Source organism: Lysinibacillus telephonicus (assembly GCF_039654155.1).
Taxonomy (GTDB): domain Bacteria; phylum Bacillota; class Bacilli; order Bacillales_A; family Planococcaceae; genus Ureibacillus; species Ureibacillus telephonicus.
Map to the genome: position 1 here is coordinate 2,676,499 of NZ_CP155468.1, position 18,985 is coordinate 2,695,483.

Annotated in this window: 18 protein-coding genes, 2 pseudogenes and 1 other annotated feature; of the genes and pseudogenes, 4 read left to right on the plus strand and 16 right to left on the minus strand. The window is 34.5% G+C overall.

Annotated features, from left to right (window positions below):
- Window positions 1–73: 73 nt before the first annotated feature.
- From MKY04_RS12910 to rpmG, 4 genes are all read right to left on the minus strand, one after another.
- On the minus strand, window positions 74–1,978 hold the full coding sequence (locus MKY04_RS12910) for an LTA synthase family protein (protein WP_126295612.1): 1,905 nt from the start codon (window positions 1,976–1,978) through the stop codon (window positions 74–76).
- A gap of 462 nt (window positions 1,979–2,440) precedes the next feature.
- Window positions 2,441–2,656, minus strand: a complete 216-nt coding sequence (locus MKY04_RS12915; RefSeq protein WP_126295611.1) for a YqgQ family protein — start codon at window positions 2,654–2,656, stop codon at window positions 2,441–2,443.
- 3 nt (window positions 2,657–2,659) lie between these two features.
- Complete coding sequence (locus tag MKY04_RS12920; protein ID WP_126295610.1) at window positions 2,660–3,241, minus strand: 5-formyltetrahydrofolate cyclo-ligase; 582 nt, start codon at window positions 3,239–3,241, stop codon at window positions 2,660–2,662.
- 89 nt (window positions 3,242–3,330) lie between these two features.
- Entirely contained in the window at window positions 3,331–3,480 is a 150-nt protein-coding gene (rpmG, locus tag MKY04_RS12925) for a 50S ribosomal protein L33 (protein ID WP_008408521.1), read from the minus strand.
- 340 nt (window positions 3,481–3,820) lie between these two features.
- Between rpmG and MKY04_RS12930 the strand changes: the two genes are divergently transcribed.
- Window positions 3,821–4,240 carry a hypothetical protein gene (locus MKY04_RS12930; protein ID WP_126295609.1) on the plus strand — a complete coding sequence of 140 codons (420 nt, stop codon included), beginning with the start codon at window positions 3,821–3,823 and terminating at the stop codon, window positions 4,238–4,240.
- On the plus strand, window positions 4,237–4,767 hold the full coding sequence (locus MKY04_RS12935) for a hypothetical protein (RefSeq protein WP_126295608.1): 531 nt from the start codon (window positions 4,237–4,239) through the stop codon (window positions 4,765–4,767). The genes MKY04_RS12930 and MKY04_RS12935 overlap by 4 nt, the downstream gene beginning before the upstream one ends.
- A 46-nt stretch (window positions 4,768–4,813) precedes the next feature.
- Here the strand turns inward: MKY04_RS12935 and MKY04_RS12940 are convergent, their stop codons facing one another.
- Window positions 4,814–5,752: a LysR family transcriptional regulator gene (locus MKY04_RS12940; RefSeq protein WP_126296170.1), complete on the minus strand. Its 939-nt coding sequence runs from the start codon at window positions 5,750–5,752 to the stop codon at window positions 4,814–4,816.
- A gap of 135 nt (window positions 5,753–5,887) precedes the next feature.
- Between MKY04_RS12940 and MKY04_RS12945 the strand changes: the two genes are divergently transcribed.
- Window positions 5,888–7,102 (plus strand): MFS transporter, encoded by a 1,215-nt coding sequence (locus MKY04_RS12945; RefSeq protein WP_126296169.1) that lies wholly within the window; start codon window positions 5,888–5,890, stop codon window positions 7,100–7,102.
- Window positions 7,103–7,120: 18 nt separating this feature from the next.
- Window positions 7,121–7,591 (plus strand): glutathione peroxidase, encoded by a 471-nt coding sequence (locus MKY04_RS12950; RefSeq protein WP_126296168.1) that lies wholly within the window; start codon window positions 7,121–7,123, stop codon window positions 7,589–7,591.
- Between the two features lie 133 nt (window positions 7,592–7,724).
- On the opposite strand, the gene MKY04_RS12955 is transcribed toward MKY04_RS12950, so the two are convergent.
- The 11 genes and pseudogenes from MKY04_RS12955 to MKY04_RS13005 form a co-directional block, all read right to left on the minus strand.
- Window positions 7,725–8,087, minus strand: coding sequence for a DUF5071 domain-containing protein (locus MKY04_RS12955; protein ID WP_185807828.1), 363 nt, complete (start codon window positions 8,085–8,087; stop codon window positions 7,725–7,727).
- 10 nt (window positions 8,088–8,097) lie between these two features.
- Window positions 8,098–8,685: an aminodeoxychorismate/anthranilate synthase component II gene (locus MKY04_RS12960; protein WP_126296166.1), complete on the minus strand. Its 588-nt coding sequence runs from the start codon at window positions 8,683–8,685 to the stop codon at window positions 8,098–8,100.
- Entirely contained in the window at window positions 8,682–10,070 is a 1,389-nt protein-coding gene (trpE, locus tag MKY04_RS12965; protein WP_346234552.1) for an anthranilate synthase component I, read from the minus strand. Before trpE ends, MKY04_RS12960 begins: the two co-directional genes overlap by 4 nt.
- A gap of 229 nt (window positions 10,071–10,299) precedes the next feature.
- Window positions 10,300–10,555: a binding site (T-box leader), on the minus strand.
- Between the two features lie 179 nt (window positions 10,556–10,734).
- Window positions 10,735–11,394, minus strand: coding sequence for a phosphate signaling complex protein PhoU (gene phoU / locus MKY04_RS12970; RefSeq protein WP_126296164.1), 660 nt, complete (start codon window positions 11,392–11,394; stop codon window positions 10,735–10,737).
- A 16-nt stretch (window positions 11,395–11,410) separates the two neighbouring features.
- Window positions 11,411–12,217, minus strand: coding sequence for a phosphate ABC transporter ATP-binding protein PstB (gene pstB, locus MKY04_RS12975; RefSeq protein WP_221766342.1), 807 nt, complete (start codon window positions 12,215–12,217; stop codon window positions 11,411–11,413).
- Between the two features lie 52 nt (window positions 12,218–12,269).
- Complete coding sequence (pstA, locus tag MKY04_RS12980) at window positions 12,270–13,148, minus strand: phosphate ABC transporter permease PstA (RefSeq protein ID WP_346234553.1); 879 nt, start codon at window positions 13,146–13,148, stop codon at window positions 12,270–12,272.
- Between the two features lies 1 nt (window position 13,149).
- The gene (gene pstC / locus MKY04_RS12985) at window positions 13,150–14,097 is read right to left on the minus strand and encodes a phosphate ABC transporter permease subunit PstC (RefSeq protein WP_126296161.1); all 948 of its coding nucleotides are present in this window, start codon (window positions 14,095–14,097) and stop codon (window positions 13,150–13,152) included.
- A 297-nt stretch (window positions 14,098–14,394) separates the two neighbouring features.
- A complete protein-coding gene (locus MKY04_RS12990) occupies window positions 14,395–15,372 on the minus strand; it encodes a PstS family phosphate ABC transporter substrate-binding protein (protein WP_126296160.1) in 978 nt (325 codons plus the stop codon).
- 588 nt (window positions 15,373–15,960) lie between these two features.
- Window positions 15,961–16,137: pseudogene (locus MKY04_RS12995) on the minus strand (transposase); the annotation flags it as partial.
- A pseudogene (locus tag MKY04_RS13000) lies at window positions 16,133–16,510 on the minus strand (transposase family protein); the annotation flags it as partial. The pseudogenes MKY04_RS12995 and MKY04_RS13000, both read right to left, overlap by 5 nt.
- A 182-nt stretch (window positions 16,511–16,692) precedes the next feature.
- A complete protein-coding gene (locus tag MKY04_RS13005) occupies window positions 16,693–18,906 on the minus strand; it encodes a penicillin-binding transpeptidase domain-containing protein (RefSeq protein ID WP_346234555.1) in 2,214 nt (737 codons plus the stop codon).
- Window positions 18,907–18,985: the final 79 nt, after the last annotated feature.

Here is an 18,985-nt window from a genome sequence, read left to right on the forward strand (position 1 = left end):
TTTTCGTTATTTACTAATAAACATTCTTGCAATTCAACAAAAACGGCGCAGCACAATTGGCTACGCCGTTTTTTTATTCTTTAACAGCATTCTGTTCCTGACTTAAATTTATTGATTCATCATCATAGAAACGCAATAGATCTCCATTAATGATTTCATCTGAATATTCAAGCTCAACATTTGCTCTGTCGATATACGGTTGACACGCTTTTATATCGATTTCTTCGCCAGTATCACGATCATAACATACTTCACCAGCATAAACATATTGATCCGTTACAAAACGACCATCACGGAAGATAACAAAATCTTCATGCTCTTTAGAGAAAAGATCTGCACCTAATTGCATATCGTTTGATGTATCAATCCCTAAAAGGTGTAAAATTGTTGGTCTAATATCAATTTGACCAGCAGCTTCATCCATTACCTTACCTTCACCAGAGCCAGGAATATGGATAAATAATGGTACTGATTGAAGTAATGCACTATCATAAGCTGTAATTTCATCTTTTTCTAAATACATTGCCATCGCTTTATTATGATTTTCTGAAATACCATAGTGATCTCCGTACATAACAATGATTGAATTATCATATAAGCCTTTTTCTTTTAACTGTTCGAAGAATACTTTAATTGATTCATCTAAGTAGCGTACTGTTTGGAAGTATCGATTCAATGTGCCAGAATTAGAATTGTATTCTGGAATCATAATATCTTCTTCTTCTAAATAGAACGGGTAGTGATTTGTTAGAGTGATCATTCTTGAATAGAATGGTTGTTGCATTTCAGTCATTAGTTCAGCAGATTGCTCAAAGAATGGAATATCTTTTAATCCCCAGTTCACTGAATTTTCTTCATTCACATCATAAGAATCGATATCATAGAATTTTTGAATATTCAATGATTGGTAAATCATATCACGGTTCCAGAATGACTTGTTATTTGCATGCATTACATTAGTAAAGTAGCCATTTTCGCCAAGCTTTTCTGCCATTGAATTATACGTATTTCCACCATGAGTGAAGAAAACTGCACCGCGTCCTAAACCAAATAACGAGTTCTCAACGATAAATTCTGAATCTGATGTTTTACCTAATCCAGTTTGATGGTAAAAATCACTGAAATAATAAGTATCTTTATCATTAACTAATGAATTTAAAAACGGTGTAATAACTTCTCCGTTCATTGTATTGCCTATGACAAAGTTCTGTAATGACTCTAAAGAAATGACAATTACATTACGACCTTTATATTTGCCAAACATTTCTTCATTAACTGATGCTTGGTTTGCCTGAACATAGTTGCCAACCTCTACAAGTTCACTGCCATCTGCTAATGCACGTTGAGCGGAAGATTTAGACTGAATATAAATGTCATATAAGTGATAATTATACGTTCCTATATTTTTCACTAATAACTCACGATCAAAACTGCGTGTTAATAGCTGTGGGCGTTCAGTTTCTGCTAATCCTAAATTTAGGAATAAAACAGCAATTGAAAGTACATAGTAAGCACGACGAAATTCTTTTCGAACCGGCATTTGATCTTTTACTTTTGGTAAAAACTTAACTGCTGCAATTAAAATGATAACATCAATAAAATATAAAATATCGAGCCAAGTAATAATTGCACCAACCGATGTGCCTAATTCACCAAAATTACTTGTTTGGAATAAGACCGGCAATGTTATAAAATCATTATAGAACCGATAAAACGCAACGTTCGCAAATAACACAATCGATAAAAATACGCTTATTGATATTACATATCGGTTGCGTGCTTTTTCTGATTTAAAAAATAGCGATAAGCCATATACAAACAGTAGGAAGCTTAATGGGTTTATAATTAAAATAAATTCTTGCATTGAATTTTCAATATCCATCTCGAAACTTGTGTGATATACAATCACTGTTTTAATCCAAGTCGCGAGTATGGCAATAGCTAATATCGAATGTTTAGGCCACTTAAAAGACTTCATTCCTAACATCCCTTTCTACTTAATTAATATAAAGTTGAAATAATTAATTCAATTAAATTTACAGTAAATTAATGCTAAAACAAGAAGCAAACTATATCTTAAGCCTTTTTCCGTCTGCACGCAATAAAAACTTAACAAAACATAAATATGCAGAAAATTAGCAGTACAGAAATAAAATTTACAAACTTTTCTAGTCCTTAGATATATTTACGTTTTATTTACAAAAAGGTTCCCAAATGAAAACAGTGGATGTAGATGTCCACTGCTCTATTTCCAATATCAGTTAATGTTACATTTTTGAAAATTTTATACGAACAAGGGAATTTTATCAACTAATTGAAACAATTTCTAATAATAAATGCTTCATTCTTCCCACACAAAATGAATTTTTTGTGTTTTTCCTGTATCCACGTATTATAATTAATAACTTTTTAATTAAATATTTTTACCAGCTTAATACTTTTAGGACTCTGCATTTTTTTCCTGCATTTCTAATTTGGAAGCCTCTTGTCTTATAAGGTGTATCGCCATTTGAAAATCCTTCACATCAATTACCCTTGCTTTAAATAATTCACGGATTTCATCTTCCATTAGAATAAGATCTCCTATTCGGTCTCTAGTATATATGTAAGTTCCGTATTGTTTTAATAAGTCATAGATATCTTTCATTGATTTCATTTCTTACACTTCCTTTCGGTTGTTAGCACAATCGATTCGTTTGCTTTCAGTAATAATTAGATCAATGGGCAAGTCATGCGGTTCATAAGGTATAGATTCAACTATTTGAATGTCAAATGCTAATGAAATAAGAGGACCTTTAAATTGCTCTAAATAACGGTCATAATAGCCACCGCCATAACCAATTCTATATCCATAGCAATCAAAGACGATTCCTGGCACGATTATACAATCAATTTCTTCAGCGGCGACATGTTCTGTAACCTCTGGGATTGGTTCTAGCAAATCCATATATACACTTTCCAGTTGTTGAAAATGTTGTATCGCATAGAAATCCATTGAACGTTCCTTTGGATTACACTTTGGAACGACAACTTTTTTATTATTGCTCCATAAGGATTCAATGATCTCTTTTGTATCAACCTCTGGCTTATTGGAAATCGTAATAGCAATCGTATCTCCTTCTATTATAGAAGGCTCTTTTAATAATTGTTTTTTTATATTAAATGAGGATTGATAATAAAGTTGATTCGACATCCTATTTAAATACTGTCTAACTATTTTACGCAGTTCTTTTTTATCCACATTAATCATTCCCTAATCATTAATAAGTAAAAAGGTAATGGAACCAATAATTAAAAAGCCAAAACCACTTGTGGTTTTGGCAATAATGCTTACTTAGTTTCACGGTGAAGAGTATATTTCTTCTCGCGAGAGCAATATTTTTTAAGTTCAAGACGCTCTGGATTGTTACGTTTGTTCTTTTTAGAAATGTAGTTACGTTCGCCACAATCTGTGCAAGCTAATGTAATGTTTACGCGCATTATTAACCCTCCCACTCTATATCGATAATTGTAATCTTGAGCATGATTTATACGACTAAATCATTATAACATAATCTGAAAAAAAATCTAGCATCATTTATTATTAACTTTTCGTATGTTAAAATAAGTTAAGCTAAATTGCTAGCTGCATTAGTAGCCAACACGACTTTTATCGTATTATTACTAACTGGTCGGCATTAGTACATGTCTTTTAAATTCTGAAGGTCTGAATTTTCCGCTTTCGACCGCGGGACATATAGTCAACTAAAAAAGCTAGCGGACTTAGGCTTGTATCATTCAAAAGTTTATCAGTAAAAAAGCTCTATGTGGAGGAACAAAAGTGGGATTATCAACTATTTTATTAATCATCGGCATTGCTTGTATCATACTATCATTTTTCCTAAAAGATTCATCAAAAAAATTGGAAAAAGATTTAGAAGAATTATCTATTAGTATTTATCAAGAAACAAATACATTAAAGAAAAGATTAAAAGTAGTAGAAGAAGAACTGTTCCTTGAACCAAATTTCACTGTCAAATCTCCAGCTGCCACTAAGCAGCCAATAGAATCTAAAAGTACAGTGTTTGCAGAACAATTAAATAAAACAAGTAATGTCAAGATGAAGCAAATTAATGAAATTTTAGTAAGTCAAGTAATTGAATTAAACAGACAAGGCTATTCAATTGAAAAAATTAGTAAAATGTCTACTCTATCAAAAGATCAAGTTGTAAGTATTATACATAATGGAGGCAATCGATGAAAAGGTCATCCGTTCGCGCTTTTGGGATTGCTTGTTTTTTAATCGGAGCATTGCTTACAGTTTCTAATCTATTTCACATTCCCTTAGGCCTAAGTAACGACAGTGATAAAAGCATTAAGCAATACGAAGAAAAAATAACGAATCTTGAACTACAATTAAAAGAAGCAGAAGAAAAAATAAAATCACTTGAACTAAACACTCAAACCAAAGAAATACAAGCTGCTTCAAGTGAAAATAAATCAGAGAGCAGTAATGAAGAAAACCAAACAAATCAGTCTACTGCCATCGAGGAACAGCCAGCGGAAGATATCGTTACAGGAACTCTATACATATATTCAGGCTTGACACCTGCTGAGGTTGCCAAAAAAATAAAAGACTTAGGTGTTATTAACAACAGTGTCGAAATGGAATTGTTTTTGGCTCAGCCCGAATATGCAAGATCTCTTCAAACAGGTCAATATAATTTAAACTCATCAATGACTATTGAAGAAATCGCAAATATGATTACTGGTAAAAAAACTGAATAAAAGATGAGGACTGTCCAGAAAAGCAAATATCTGAACAGTCCTTTATTTATTTAGCATTAAAAGGGTTAAGGTGATGATTCAGTCGCAAAATATCTTGTCGGTCGTACCCTTCACTAAAATAACTTCGAATAAAATTCGCAAATTGTTCCGTCGCTGCGCTTTTGAATCGATTTTCTAAATAAGCTAAACCTATTTCCCGCTTACAATCCTCCCCATCAACATTAATAATATGAACTTTATATTGATCAAGTCCTTTAATATGTGGTATTAAAGAAACCCCTAAACCACTTTCAACCAACCCTGCAACTGTATGAACCTCTTCCCCCTCAAATGCAACATTCAATTTAAATCCTTCTCTTTTAAACAATTCATCTACAGTTTTACGTAATGAATTGCCTTTTTTAATTGAAATAAATGGATCATTTGCAAAGTCTACTACCTTTGCATTTTTTCTCTTACTTAATGGATGGCCTTCTGGCACAATTAAAAATAATTTGTCATCCCAAAGCTTTTCCCAAATAACGTCACCATTAGTATCTAATGAGGAGATTAAACATAAATCTAGCTCCCCCAGTTCGAGTTTTTTTAAAATGGAGCTAGAATTGCTTTGAGTTAGTTGAAACTTCATATGTGGGTATACTTTCTTGACATTTGTCATGAGGGATGGAATTACTTCAAGCCCCAATGTATGCATAAAGCCAATTGACACTTCACCATGACCCGGAGACACTAAATTTGCAAGATCTTCCCTTGCACGTTCATATTCTTTTAAAATAAAATCTGCTCTCTCTAAAAAAAATTTACCATATCTGTTTAATTTTATAGCACGTCCTTGCCGATCAAATAAATCGACACCAAGAGACTGCTCTAATAATGAAATCGATTTGCTTAATGCAGGTTGTGTTATATGCAATTCTTCAGCAGCACGTGACATATTCTCATACTTTGCTACTACCTTAAAATATTGCAATGAATTAAAATCCATTTAACGTTCTCCCTTATTACTTTTATTTATAAGACAGATAAAAACAATGAATTATCATTATATAGGTCTTTTTATTATAATAAAGTTACTAATGAAGTTCAAAAAGATGTAAAAATTTAAAGAGGCGAAATCATCATGAGCTATTTACAAAGAGGTACGAAGCAATTTAAATTAGCTAACCTTGCTTTATTTGCAGCCGGGTTTATTACATTTGCTAATCTTTATATAACACAGCCATTATTCCCACAGTTTTCCGAACAGTATAATGTATCCCCCGCAGTCGCGAGTCTTTCGCTTTCTTTATCAACAGTAGCTTTGTCTATTAGTCTAATATTGTTTGGTTCCTTATCCGAGGCATGGGGCCGAAAACGGTTAATGACGTTTTCTATTTTTGCAGCATCCATTTTAACCGTTGCACTTGCCTTTTCTCCATCCTTTGAAATGCTATTATTGTTGCGTATTGCCCAAGGGTTTGTATTTGCCGGCGTTCCAGCAATTGCAATGGCATATTTAGGTGAAGAAGTCGAGCCCTCTAGTTTAGGTGTAGCGATGGGGCTTTACATTAGCGGCAACTCTGTTGGAGGTCTAGCTGGTCGAATTATTATGGGAACAATGACAGATTTTTTTGGCTGGCAAGTTGGCATGATCACGATCGGATTACTAAGTTTGGCAGTTAGTGCTTACTTTGTTTGGGCATTGCCTTCATCAAAAAATTTCATAGCAAGACAGCTTAATCTTAAAGCATTAACGAAATCGCTATTTTTCCATTTAAAGGATCCAGGTTTAATTTGTTTATTTGGTGTAGCTTTTACACTTATGGGAGGATTTGTCGCACTCTACAATTATATCGGCTATAAGCTATTAGGTTCACCGTATAATTTAAGTCCTGGTGTAGTTGGTTGGATCTTTATCGTCTATTTAGTAGGAACATTCAGCTCTACTTGGTTCGGTAGTCTTTCAGATAAATTTGGTCGACAAAAGGTACTGCTTACCGGCATCTGCATTATGTTTACAGGTGCTTTGCTCACTTTACCAGTAAACCTATTTATTAAGATTATCGGCATAGTAATTTTTACATTCGGTTTTTTCGGTTCACATTCAATTGCAAGCGGATGGGTAAGCTTCCGCGCTAAAAAAGATAAAGCGCAAGCCTCCTCCCTCTACTTATTTGCCTACTATTTTGGCTCTAGTGTCGGCGGTACAACTGCTGGTTTTTTCTGGTCAAGCTGGGGTTGGAACGGTGTAATCGCTTTTATTAGTGCTTTTTTGATTACTTCCTTTACACTAGCTGTTACACTTATAGTATTAAATCGGAAAACTGAAACACTCGAAAACCACTTACAATATTAGTTGGAAAAGAGGGATTAGATGAAAGTTTATGACTTTGATGTACTTACAGAAAATGGTGAGAGCTATTCCTTAAAGCGTTATGAAGGGAAAGTGCTCCTAATTGTAAATACTGCTTCAAAATGCGGTTTTACAAACCAATTTGATGAATTAGAGAAGCTCTATAAAAAGTATAAAGAGCAAGGACTTGTTATTCTTGGTTTTCCTTCAGATCAATTTAAACAAGAGTTAAGTTCTGGCGTTGAAGCAGCTGAAGCTTGTCGACTCACTTACGGTGTTACTTTCCCAATGCATGAAATCATCAAAGTAAATGGAGAAAATGCCCACCCTTTATTCAATTACTTAACAGAAGAAACAAAGGGTCTATTCGGGAAAAAAGTGAAATGGAACTTTACGAAGTTTTTAGTAGACAGAGATGGAAACGCAGTTAAACGGTTTGCCCCCGCCGACAAGCCTTTTAAATTTGAAGATGAAATTCAAAAATATCTATAAAAAAGACGCAATAAGTAATGTACCCCAATTGTTAGATACAAAGCCTAACAATTGGGGTTTTTTTAATAAATAATCATTAAACAATAAATTTGTATAAGCTATGTTTCATCAGTACTGAGCATTTTCCCTTGCTTTAAATAAAACCATTCAAAACTTCATGCGCTTTTTTATCTAGGTTAATGCCCTTTTCTTCCTCTGTAGGATTGTTTGCGATGCGCTGTAGTTCATCTTCCAACGCTATTTTCACAAAGAACGGCACGTTAGGAACTAAGAGCTGTAAACATGCTGCCTTTAAATCCACAGACTCTTCAAGATTTCCAAAAACATCAAAAAGGAATGGTGTTATTTCTGTTGGGAATCGAAGCATTACTTCAGCAATTTGATTTGTTAATGAAATTTTTCCATCCTTTAACAATTGAAAAAGCTGTAAAAGATGAGGTTCAGCGTTGTCGCTTGTTAATGTTAAATGATTCAATATTTTTTCAGCCTCGATCATATGTTTCTCCTCAAACTGCTTTCGTAAGATATATTTCATCTAAAAATGTTTCAATCATTTTCGTACCAGTTTTCGTACCAATTGATTCAGGGTGAAATTGCAACCCATAAGTTGGATACTGTTTATGCTGAACAGCCATAATTTCCCCATCATCACTTGAAGTTGCGATAACTTCTAAATCCTCATGCAATGTTAAAGGATCTATTACAAGTGAATGATAACGCATTACTGAAAGATCCTCATTCAAATGTTTAAATAAACTTTTTTGTTTATAGTCCAAGTTTGAAAGTTTACCATGCATGATGTTTTCCGCACGGACAATTTTGCCTCCAAATGCTTCGCCAATCGATTGATGGCCCAAGCAAATTCCAAGAATCGGAAATTCTTTATATAATTCTTTAACTACAGACACCGTAATACCCGCTTCAGAAGGGGTGCCCGGCCCAGGTGAAAGAACAATAGCTTCAGGATTTAAATTGCGTATATCATGAATTGTTAATGCATCATTTCTTACTACACTAACTTCTTTTCCTAAACCTGAAATTTGTTGATATAAATTGTATGTGAATGAATCGTAATTATCGATAAGTAAAATCATCTTTGTACCTCCAATAGTGCTTTTGCTTTATTTAGCGTTTCTTCACATTCTGATTGTGCAACGGAATCATAAACAATTCCAGCACCAGCTTGAACATACGCTTTCGAATCTTTTACAATCATTGTCCGTATTGCTAAGGCAAGGTCCATATTGCCATTGATAGAAATATAGCCGATTGCGCCGGCATAAACTCCACGTTTTGATTGTTCGAGATCATTAATAATTTGCATCGCACGTATTTTTGGTGCACCTGACACAGTTCCTGCAGGTAAGCAAGAAGTTAGCACATCAATTACATGAACATCTTCACGCAATTCACCGATTACTTCTGAAACAATATGCATTACATGCTTATATCGCTCGATTATCATGTATTTGCTTACATTTACAGACCCTATTTTACTCACGCGACCGATATCATTTCGTCCTAGATCTACAAGCATACGATGTTCTGCCACTTCTTTTTCATCTTTTAAAAGCTGCGCTTCAAGCTGTAAATCCTCTTCTATGGAATTGCCTCGAGGCTTTGTTCCTGCAATAGGATTTGTTGTAACCATTCGATCTTTAACCTTCACTAAGCTCTCCGGAGAAGTTCCTAAAATTGTGTAATCATCAAATTCAACATAAAACATATATGGTGATGGATTTGAAGTACGCAATTTTCTATACAGCGCAAATGGATTACCAGTAAAATTCGCTTTAAAGCGCTGTGACAGTACTACTTGAAAAATATCTCCTCTTTCAATGTGCTGCTTTGCCCTTTCAACCATTTGGATAAACTGTTCTTTCTCTATTGATGGTTCAAATTGTATAGAAATTGGCTGATCCTCTGTAAAGGTTATGCCCGTTTTTATTTCCTTCTCAAGTTTGCTAACTGCATTTTTCATTTCATCTTCAGTACGGCCTGTTTGAAATAAATCAATTGCTGCTATAAATACTTTTTGTAGTAGATGGTCAAATACAATAAACGTATCATAAAAATAAACATGCACATCTGGCATATTTAGTTCATCTTGCAATGAATCTCCTATTTTTTCATTGTAAAAAGCTGTATCATAACCAAAATAACCTATTGCTCCTCCAAAAAACGAAAATGGGTATTGCCCATTTTGAATCTGTATCATATCACGTAATTTTTTTAATACAGAACCTTGTTCAAATTTGAGCTCACTATTCTCATACTGATAGTAGAATTGATTATTGTCCCCTTTTAACTCTGCAATTGGATTTACCGCAATAAATGAGTATCTACCACTTTCTTCGTGTTTTGCGGACGATTCAAATAGTACCTTATGTTTCCCTTTTAAACTCCCAAAAATAGATATTGGGGTCATCATGTCTCCTTGCAACTCATGAATGACGAAATTTTTCACTTCAACAGTCATCTCAACTCTCTCCTTCTCATCTCAACTCTTCTATGCACCTAAGAATACGCTAACCCCCATAACTGCTCATCGTTGAAAATACCGCTTCGTACTCTCGACATAACTCACATTATTTAAGCCCTAAAAGTAATACCCGAATCGATAAGACTTCCAGCATTCCATTGGACGCAAATCCACTTCGAGGGACTTTGATAGCGTAATCTAGAAATATAAAAAAGGCCTTCCATCACAAAAGGACGGAAAAGCCGTGGTGCCACCTTCATTGACTAAATCTCAAAATACAATTGCTCTTCTGTTGTTAGCTAACATAAGAACATACGATTTAGTCCACTCAACTGTTGTAACGTAAACAAACGCTAGTACCTACTAATCTTTCAATACTAGAGCTAGAAAACCCATTCATATTATGTCATGCACTAGCTTACACCAACCGCCAGTTCTCTTTGCCACTTCATAATACTACTCTTTTTCATCATCGCTTCGTATTCGATTACAATCATTTTATTATAAATTTTTCTGCTATTCAAACAATTTCGCAAAAAACTTATTTATAATCTATTTAAAAAGCTAGCCTTCGCCACATATACGCGACAAAGGCTAACTAATTAACATAATGTCTATTCAAATTATATTCAATTACTCCAAAGCATATCTCATCACTGAATTAATTATTTAAATCATAACGTTGACCCTTTTTTAAATATAAAAGATACTCTGCTATATTTGTCGCATGGTCTGCACAGCGTTCAATGTGTCGACTTACGAAGGATAAATAAGTAATTTGTGAAATGCTTTCAGGCACAACTGAGCTTAATCGCATTAAATGAGTAATCATACTACCGTACATCTCATCTATTTGATCATCAAGCTCTGCAACTTCTTTTGCCTTTGCTATATTTTCCTCTAGAAAAGCTTCTACAATTTGTCTTAACATTGTTGTAGTTTTAAAAAACATATCTTCGAGTAGTTCAACTGAAGTAATAAATCGTTCTTTTCCAATATGAATGGTTTCCTTTGAGATATTTACTGCGTAATCTCCTACACGTTCCATATCTGCTGCAGCCTTTAATAGTACAACAAGCCGACGCAAATCAGTAGCAACCGGCTGTTGTCTAGTCATTAGCTTTATAACACGATCATTAATGGATTCTTCCATACGATTTATTTCGACATCTCGATTAATAATTTCTTGCGCCTTTTCGATATCTTTTTCAATTAATGCAGCAAATGAGTCTTCTAGATTTTGGATACTACAATCACAAAGAATAAGAAAATCTTTTTGCAGTTCATCAATTTCATGATCAAAACGGTCACGAATTCCCATATGCTTCCATCCCTTCTTATCCGAAGCGGCCAGATATATAATCTTCTGTACGTTGGTCAGTTGGGGTTGAGAAAATTTTATCCGTATTATCAAATTCTACAACTTCACCATTCAAGAAAAAGGCAGTTTTATCAGAAATACGAGCTGCTTGCTGCATGTTATGTGTAACAATTACAATTGAATAATTATCTTTTAACTCTTGAACAAGTTCTTCCACTTTTAAAGTAGAAATTGGATCTAGAGCAGATGTTGGTTCATCCATTAAAATAACATCAGGTTCGATTGCAAGACAGCGTGCTATACAGATACGTTGTTGTTGACCACCAGATAAACCGTATGCATTTTGGTTTAAACGGTCTTTTACCTCATCCCAAATTGCTGCTCCACGTAACGATTTTTCTACAATCTCATCAAGGATTTTTTTATTTTTAATCCCATGAATTCTCGGACCGTATGCAATATTATCGTAAATTGATTTTGGGAATGGATTTGGTTTTTGGAACACCATCCCAACACGTGTACGCAATTCTTCAACCTCATATGATGCATCAAAAATATTGCGTCCACGATAAATAATTTCACCTGTTGTTCTTGCAGAAGGTACAAGCTCTACCATACGATTTAATGCTTTAATGTAAGTAGATTTACCACATCCAGAAGGTCCGATAATAGCAGAAACCTCATTTTCTTTAATACTTAAATTAATATCTTTTAATGCATGATGGTCTCCATACCATAGATCGAAATTTTTCGTTTCGAATACAGTGCTTTTTTCTATTGAAGGTGAAGCCTCACGATCAACTTGTGAAGGAGATTTTATAATTAATTTTTCATTTTCATTTTTAGTCTTTAGATCTACCACGTTTTACACACCCTTAATATCGTTTTTGGAATTTATTGCGAATAGTTATCGCAATAGAGTTCATAATCACAAGGAAAATCATCAGTACAATAATACCTGCAGCTGCAACATACTGAAATTCTTCTTGTGGTCGTTTCGCCCAATCAAAAATTTGCAATGGCAGTGTTGTAAATTGACTTAACAAACCATCAGGCAAGAATTGTAATATTACTGGAATACCTAATACAACGAGTGGTGCTGTTTCACCTACTGCACGGGATAGAGCCAAAATACTTCCTGTTAAAATCCCTGGTATTGCAGACGGTAATACAACTCTTGTGATAGTTTGCCATTTTGTAGCACCCATACCATAAGAAGCTTCTCTTTGCTCTTTTGGGACTGCACGAATAGCTTCTTGAGCAGCAACAATAATAACTGGCAAAATTAATAAGCTCATCGTAAAGCCAGCAGCTAAAATACTTTTTCCTAGTGCAAACATACGAACGAAAATCGTTAACCCTAGTAATCCAAAAACTATCGATGGTACACCTGCTAAATTCGAAATATTCATTTGAATAAAATCTGTAATTTTATTTTTCTTTGCATATTCTTCTAAATAAATCGCAGTTCCAACACCAATAAACATGGATACCGGAGCGATAACAAGCATTAGATAGAACGAACCAACTAATGCAGCTTTTATTCCTGCTTTTTCAGGGAAACGGGAACCAAAATTATTTAAGAAGTCCCAGTTTAAATAGCCAGTACCTTGTGAAATGATACGAATTAATAACAGTACTAAAGCAAGCAATGCCAATGATGTTGCAAATAAGAAAATCATTTTCCAGATTTTATTTAGATTTAATCTTGTCTTCATACGCTTCATTACTACAGTATTATTTATATATTTCATCTTAATACTCCTCCCTGAAGCGCTTCGAAATGTATTGTGCTAATAGATTCATTAATAATGTGAAAATAAATAATGTAAAACCTACTGCATAAATAGAATAATAAATTGTTGTACCGTAACCTGCGTCTCCTGATGATACTTGAACGATATATGCAGTCATCGTTTGAATCGAATCAGTTACATTAAAGTCAAATCTTGGTGTAGCTCCTCCAGCTAGGGATACAATCATTGTTTCACCAATTGCACGTGAAACTGCTAAAACAACAGAAGAAATAATCCCTGATAAAGCTGCAGGCAACACGACTTTTAAAGATACTTCTAATTTTGTCGCACCTAAAGCTAACGCCCCTTCACGAATTGAATTCGGAACTGAACTCATCGCATCTTCTGATAAAGATGCAACCATTGGTAAAATCATAATACCAACTACAATCCCTGGGCTCAGTGCATTGAATATTTTCAGCGACGGTATCAATTGTTGTAATATTGGTGTAATGAAAGTTAAAGCGAAAAATCCATAAACGATTGTTGGCACACCTGCTAAAACTTCCAATATTGGTTTAATGATACGACGTGCTTTATCTGATGCATATTCACTTAAGTAAATTGCCGCAGCAATCCCTAATGGTACTGCAACAAGTGCTGCGATTACCGAAACTTTTAATGTACCTAGTACTAAAGGTAAAATACCATATGTTGGTTCATTACCTGAGAAAGGCATCCATTCGGTTCCGAAAATGTAATCGGTAATTGATACCCTCTGAAAAAATTCAAACGTTTCAAAAATTAGCGTGAAAACAATGCCAATTGTTGTGAAAACTGAAATTAAAGCAGTAATAATTAACAATATCGGCATAGATTTTTCTATAATTTTTTTTCCTTTTTTATTGCGAGATTGTGCAATCAATTGTTGTACTGATTGACCCTTCTCTAAACCATGAGAAGCCATAATACAAACTCCCTTCAATATACGTGAGAAAAGACTAAAGTGCTAGGTTAGCCCCGTTAAGCGCTGAACGGCAATAGTACCACTCCCTGTGGCAATACCGCATTAGCACATCCTTGTTTTTCGGTGAATCTTAATGTGTACAGTTGACATTGACACACTATGGATATCCCGAAACAACCTCGAGGGGACGAGCGCTTTAGTCTAGACATTTTAGAAAATGTGTGAAGCACCCACCAATTTTATGAGGTATGGGCCCCACACATATATTTACTTGATGTAACTACTTGATGTAATGAATTATTTTAATCCTTCTAAAGTTGTTAAACCTTCTTGATACTTTTCATCTGGTAATTTTACATAACCAACAGCTTCAGCCATTGCACCTGCGTTTTCTAATGTGTATTTCATGAAATCATAGAATGCTTCATTTTCTTTTAACGCACTATTTTTTGCATATACGAATAATGGGCGAGAAAGTGGAGTATACTCTCCAGACTCAATAGTTTCGTTAGTTGGGGCAACACCGTCTACTGATACAGCAGTTAATTTATCTTGGTTTTCTAAGTAGTATGCATAACCGAAGAAACCAATAGCATTTTTATCAGCAGCAACACCTTGAACTAACACATTGTCATCTTCTGATAATGTTGCAGATTTAACTAATGCTTCGCCTTCTAAAATAACTTCATCGAAGTAATCGTAAGTACCTGAGTCAGTACCTGGTGAGTAGAATACGATTTCTTCATCTGGCCAAGATGGGTCGATATCAGACCATTTTTTAGTGCTGCCATCTTCAATCCAAATTTGTTTTAATTGATCTACTGTTAATTCAGTAGCCCAGTCATTTTCTGGGTTAACAACTACTGTTAAACCGTCGAATGCAACTTGAAATTCTGTATAATCAATTCCAGCTTCTTCTAATTTAGCTTTTTCTTCTTCTTTAATTGGACGTGAAGCATTTGAGAAGTCAGTTTCTCCAGCGATGAATTTCTCGAAACCACCGCCTGTACCTGATACACCAACTGATACTTGTACTCCTGATTGAACAGCTCCGTATTCCTCAACAAGAGCTTCTGTGATAGGTGCTACAGTTGATGAACCATCACCTGAAACGGAACCAGTTAATTGTGCTTCGCCAGTATCTGCTGGCTCATTTGCTTCGCTGCCAGTTGTTGTGCCTTGTTCTGTCTCTGTCTCTGTTTCTGAACCACAAGCTCCTAATAGTAAAGCTGAGCCTAGAGCCGCTGTCATAGTTAAGTACTTCCACTTTTTCATCTCTTATTTCCTCCATCACTTTCATAGTAAGTTTGTCTTACATGTAAAACTATAATAGTAGTTTGTTGACGTCATATAAACGAATTGTAAAGAGATTGTAAATAGTTGTTTTCTATTGTAAATGGATGAGAATTATAGATTGTATAGAATTAGATCGTCCCCTTAAACTTTGAACAACTCTTTTGTGACAAGAATAATTTGAACTTCAAAATTTAATTACTGCAGGAGTTATAGTTTTAAGAATATATTAAAAAGAAAATAGAGAAGTTGTTCAGAAAATCTATTTTCTAAACAAACTCCTCAAAATTCATCACATATTTACAAAGTTCTTCACACTACTTTGTACCCATGGCATCTACTTGCCCTCCAAAAGTACATGCCAACCTAGTAACTCCTTTAGATGACAATTTTATTCTTAACTTAGCTCGATCGGTATTTTCTGTCAAATTGACCATACCAGATGCTTAGCCTTTCGTTTTCGAAACAGAGTTTACTTTCTGATAAGCATTTTAAAATAATTTGACTGGTGCTACTAAATATGGTTCTATGTCAAATGTTGGGGTGAAGTGATATTACACGGCACCCCGATTATCCTAAATGAATCCCAATTTTCTTAGATAAATTATTTAATAAAATTTTCGCTTTAAAGTGTTCATAGCTTCTAAAACCATAAGCATTGCGCTTCAAAACTTTTGATTTATTATTAATTCCTTCTAAAAAACCATTTGAATATCCAAAACTTAAACTATTTAAAATTTCAACTTGCTTGATTACCAAGTACTTCAGCTGCTTCTTTAAATGTTTTTGCCTTTATTGAACGGATTCGTACAACTTGATTCCATTCTTTCGAGAAACGTTGATATTTATCCACGAAAGGGGATTTTTCTGAAAAACGTTTCCCACATTGGCATACATAACGACGACGTTTATAAAAAAGGACGGTTAATCGTTCAAACCATTTTAAATGATTAATTTTTTGAATTCGATAATCATGGACTTTTGATGTTATATTCTTGCATGCTGGACATTGATGTTCTTTTTTTGGTATGGAAACGTGTAGAACAATACGTTCCCCCATCTCCTCCACCTTATGAACAGTTACACCTTTTAATCCTGGAATATTCATGTTAAAATTCATTTGCACGTATCACCTTTCATTGCTTGTTTCTCGACAATTCAAGTATATAGAAATCGGTGATTACGTGCTTTTTTATTTATGAAATTTCCCAACAAATATTATAGAGCCCTAAATATTTATAAATAAAAAGCGTGCAGGCAAAGTCAATTGAGACTTTGTCCTGCACTCTGTATGTTCATTATTTATTCTGTAACCTTTTCTTCAACAGTATCTTCATCTATTTTCTCATCTGTTGTTGGAGGCAAAATTTCTTGTTTAACAGCACTAGCTGATAGACCATTTTTCGAATATTTTTCTTTCAATTCGAAATAATAATCTAACATTTCTCTTGCTATTTCGTTCGCTTCTCCTAAATGACTATCGAAATTTGTTGTTGCCCAAGGAATTAATACTGCATATGCTACCTCAGGATTATCATAAGGTGCGAACCCTACGTGGGCAATGTTAATCGTATTTGTACCAAATTCTTCACGAAGCGGTCCATAATAAACAACCTCTGCTGTACCGGTTTTCCCCGCTGCTGTGTATGGTGTATTAGCAAATTGGGCACGAGCAGACCCTTGAGAACCAACATATACTTGACGAAGCCCTTTTTTAACGTGATTAATTTCATCTTCAGTATTTGAAATACGATTTAAAATTTTTGGTGTTACTTCTTCAACTAATGGTCCCAACGTTTCTCCATCTGCAGAAGGCTCACGAATTTCTTTAAGTAAGCGAGGTTGAATACGATATCCTCCATTTGCAACTGTAGAAATATATTGTGCCATTTGCATTGGTGTATACGTATCAAACTGTCCAATAGCAAAGTTTAAAATTTTACCGTTGTTGTCCAATTCACCTTGGAAGCCCGCGAATTCATTTGGCAAATCTATTCCGGTATTTACTCCTAAACCAAATTGAGCATAGCCATTTCTCATTGTTTGCAATGTATCTGGCTGAATTCTTAACCCCATATTGTAGCTATATCTCGTCCCAGCAATCATCATTGCTATTTGGAACATATAGGAGTTGGATGAACGCTCTAACGCTTTTATATCATCCATAGGAATGCTTCCGTTACGGTTGAAAATCGAGCTTTTTGGTTCTGTACCAGCAAGTTTAATTGGTTGGTCAACTAGATGAGTACCTGGTTTAATAACTCCTTCTGAGTAGGCCATTAATAATGTAGCTGCTTTTACCGTTGAACCTACCTCATAAGCTGTTGTAAATGTTCCATAGGAATAATCAACAACATAGTTTTTACCTGTTTCACTGTCTTTCTCTATTTTTTTCCCAACAATTGAAAGGATTTCTCCCGTATTCGGATTCATCATCACGAAGAATGCGCGGTCAAGGAGTTTGGAATGACTCTTTGATTTTAGTTCCAGTAATTTCTCTTCAACAACTCTTTCAGCTTCTGCTTGAAGCTCAATATCAAGTGTAGTAACTAAATCACTGCCAGGTTCTCCTTCATATGTTGTAATTGTATCTACAACTTCTCCTCGTTTATTTGTTATATTTTTAACTACCGATTTTTGACCTTGCAATAATTCCTCATATTGGGCTTCAAAGTAACTTTCTCCTACCCGGTCATTACGTGAGTAGTCTCTAGCTAAATAATAGTCTAGTTTTGACTTTGGAATTCCTTTACTAGGCACAGTCGTTCTTCCTAAAATAGAAACCGACGATAATTTTACACGCTTCCAGTCTGTTGTTGTATTAACGCCTGGCAAATCAGAAAGTCTTTCTGATACTCGTGCGAATTCAGCATCTGTTACATTTTCACTTTTTATAATTTGTGGGGATAAATTGTAACCGGAGGCCATTTCACGATAAATCGCTAATACCTCTAAATCAAATTCAGTTAATTGATTTAATTCATCTTCTGTAATTCGTTCACGTACAAGACGATCAATCTCAGCTTGAATTTCACTATCTTCTAACTCCTCATTTGCTCGTAAAGCATCCTCTTCTTCTTTTGTAACTTTTGCATAAGCAGCATCTTTATTTTTTAAAATCCAGAAATCCTGTTTATCACGAAAAGTAACACGATCTGTTGGCTGTTCAATCAACATCGCGAGCTGTTCTGCAATCTCAAGCATCTCTTGAGTAGTCGTTGTTTGCATTTTTGTATATGTAATAGCATTTTCAGGCTCGTTATCAACTAAAATTCTGCCATAGCGATCATAAATGCGGCCACGTGGCACACTTGTATTGACCGCAACCTCTTCCTTTCTCTCTAATTCTTTAACATACTCTTCGCCTTTAACAATTTGCAAATATCCAAGTCGAAAAATTAACATTGAAAATAAGATAAAGATAGAAAAGAAAAGGACGTTCATACGAAACGATAAACTAGCGCGATATTTTGCCTTTACACTAGACGCACGTTGAGTTTTTACTTTTTTTCGCATTCGATTTCCCCTTTCCTATAGTTTGCTTGTCATTGATTAAATACATACATTAAATACATACATTCTAGTATATCATTTG

Bases quoted from the DNA above. Each gene is read 5' to 3' on its own strand.
- MKY04_RS12960 (WP_126296166.1), bottom strand. From the start codon at position 8,685: ATGATTTTACTTATCGATAATTACGATTCATTCACATACAATTTATAT.
- rpmG (WP_008408521.1), bottom strand. From the start codon at position 3,480: ATGCGCGTAAACATTACATTAGCTTGCACAGATTGTGGCGAACGTAAC.
- MKY04_RS12940 (WP_126296170.1), bottom strand. From the start codon at position 5,752: ATGGATTTTAATTCATTGCAATATTTTAAGGTAGTAGCAAAGTATGAG.
- MKY04_RS12990 (WP_126296160.1), bottom strand. From the start codon at position 15,372: ATGAAAAAGTGGAAGTACTTAACTATGACAGCGGCTCTAGGCTCAGCT.
- MKY04_RS12950 (WP_126296168.1), top strand. From the start codon at position 7,121: ATGAAAGTTTATGACTTTGATGTACTTACAGAAAATGGTGAGAGCTAT.
- MKY04_RS12935 (WP_126295608.1), top strand. From the start codon at position 4,237: ATGAAAAGGTCATCCGTTCGCGCTTTTGGGATTGCTTGTTTTTTAATC.
- MKY04_RS12915 (WP_126295611.1), bottom strand. From the start codon at position 2,656: ATGAAATCAATGAAAGATATCTATGACTTATTAAAACAATACGGAACT.
- trpE (WP_346234552.1), bottom strand. From the start codon at position 10,070: ATGACTGTTGAAGTGAAAAATTTCGTCATTCATGAGTTGCAAGGAGAC.
- MKY04_RS12945 (WP_126296169.1), top strand. From the start codon at position 5,888: ATGAGCTATTTACAAAGAGGTACGAAGCAATTTAAATTAGCTAACCTT.
- pstC (WP_126296161.1), bottom strand. From the start codon at position 14,097: ATGGCTTCTCATGGTTTAGAGAAGGGTCAATCAGTACAACAATTGATT.
- MKY04_RS12955 (WP_185807828.1), bottom strand. From the start codon at position 8,087: ATGATCGAGGCTGAAAAAATATTGAATCATTTAACATTAACAAGCGAC.
- pstA (WP_346234553.1), bottom strand. From the start codon at position 13,148: ATGAAATATATAAATAATACTGTAGTAATGAAGCGTATGAAGACAAGA.
- phoU (WP_126296164.1), bottom strand. From the start codon at position 11,394: ATGGGAATTCGTGACCGTTTTGATCATGAAATTGATGAACTGCAAAAA.
- MKY04_RS12910 (WP_126295612.1), bottom strand. From the start codon at position 1,978: ATGAAGTCTTTTAAGTGGCCTAAACATTCGATATTAGCTATTGCCATA.
- MKY04_RS13005 (WP_346234555.1), bottom strand. From the start codon at position 18,906: ATGCGAAAAAAAGTAAAAACTCAACGTGCGTCTAGTGTAAAGGCAAAA.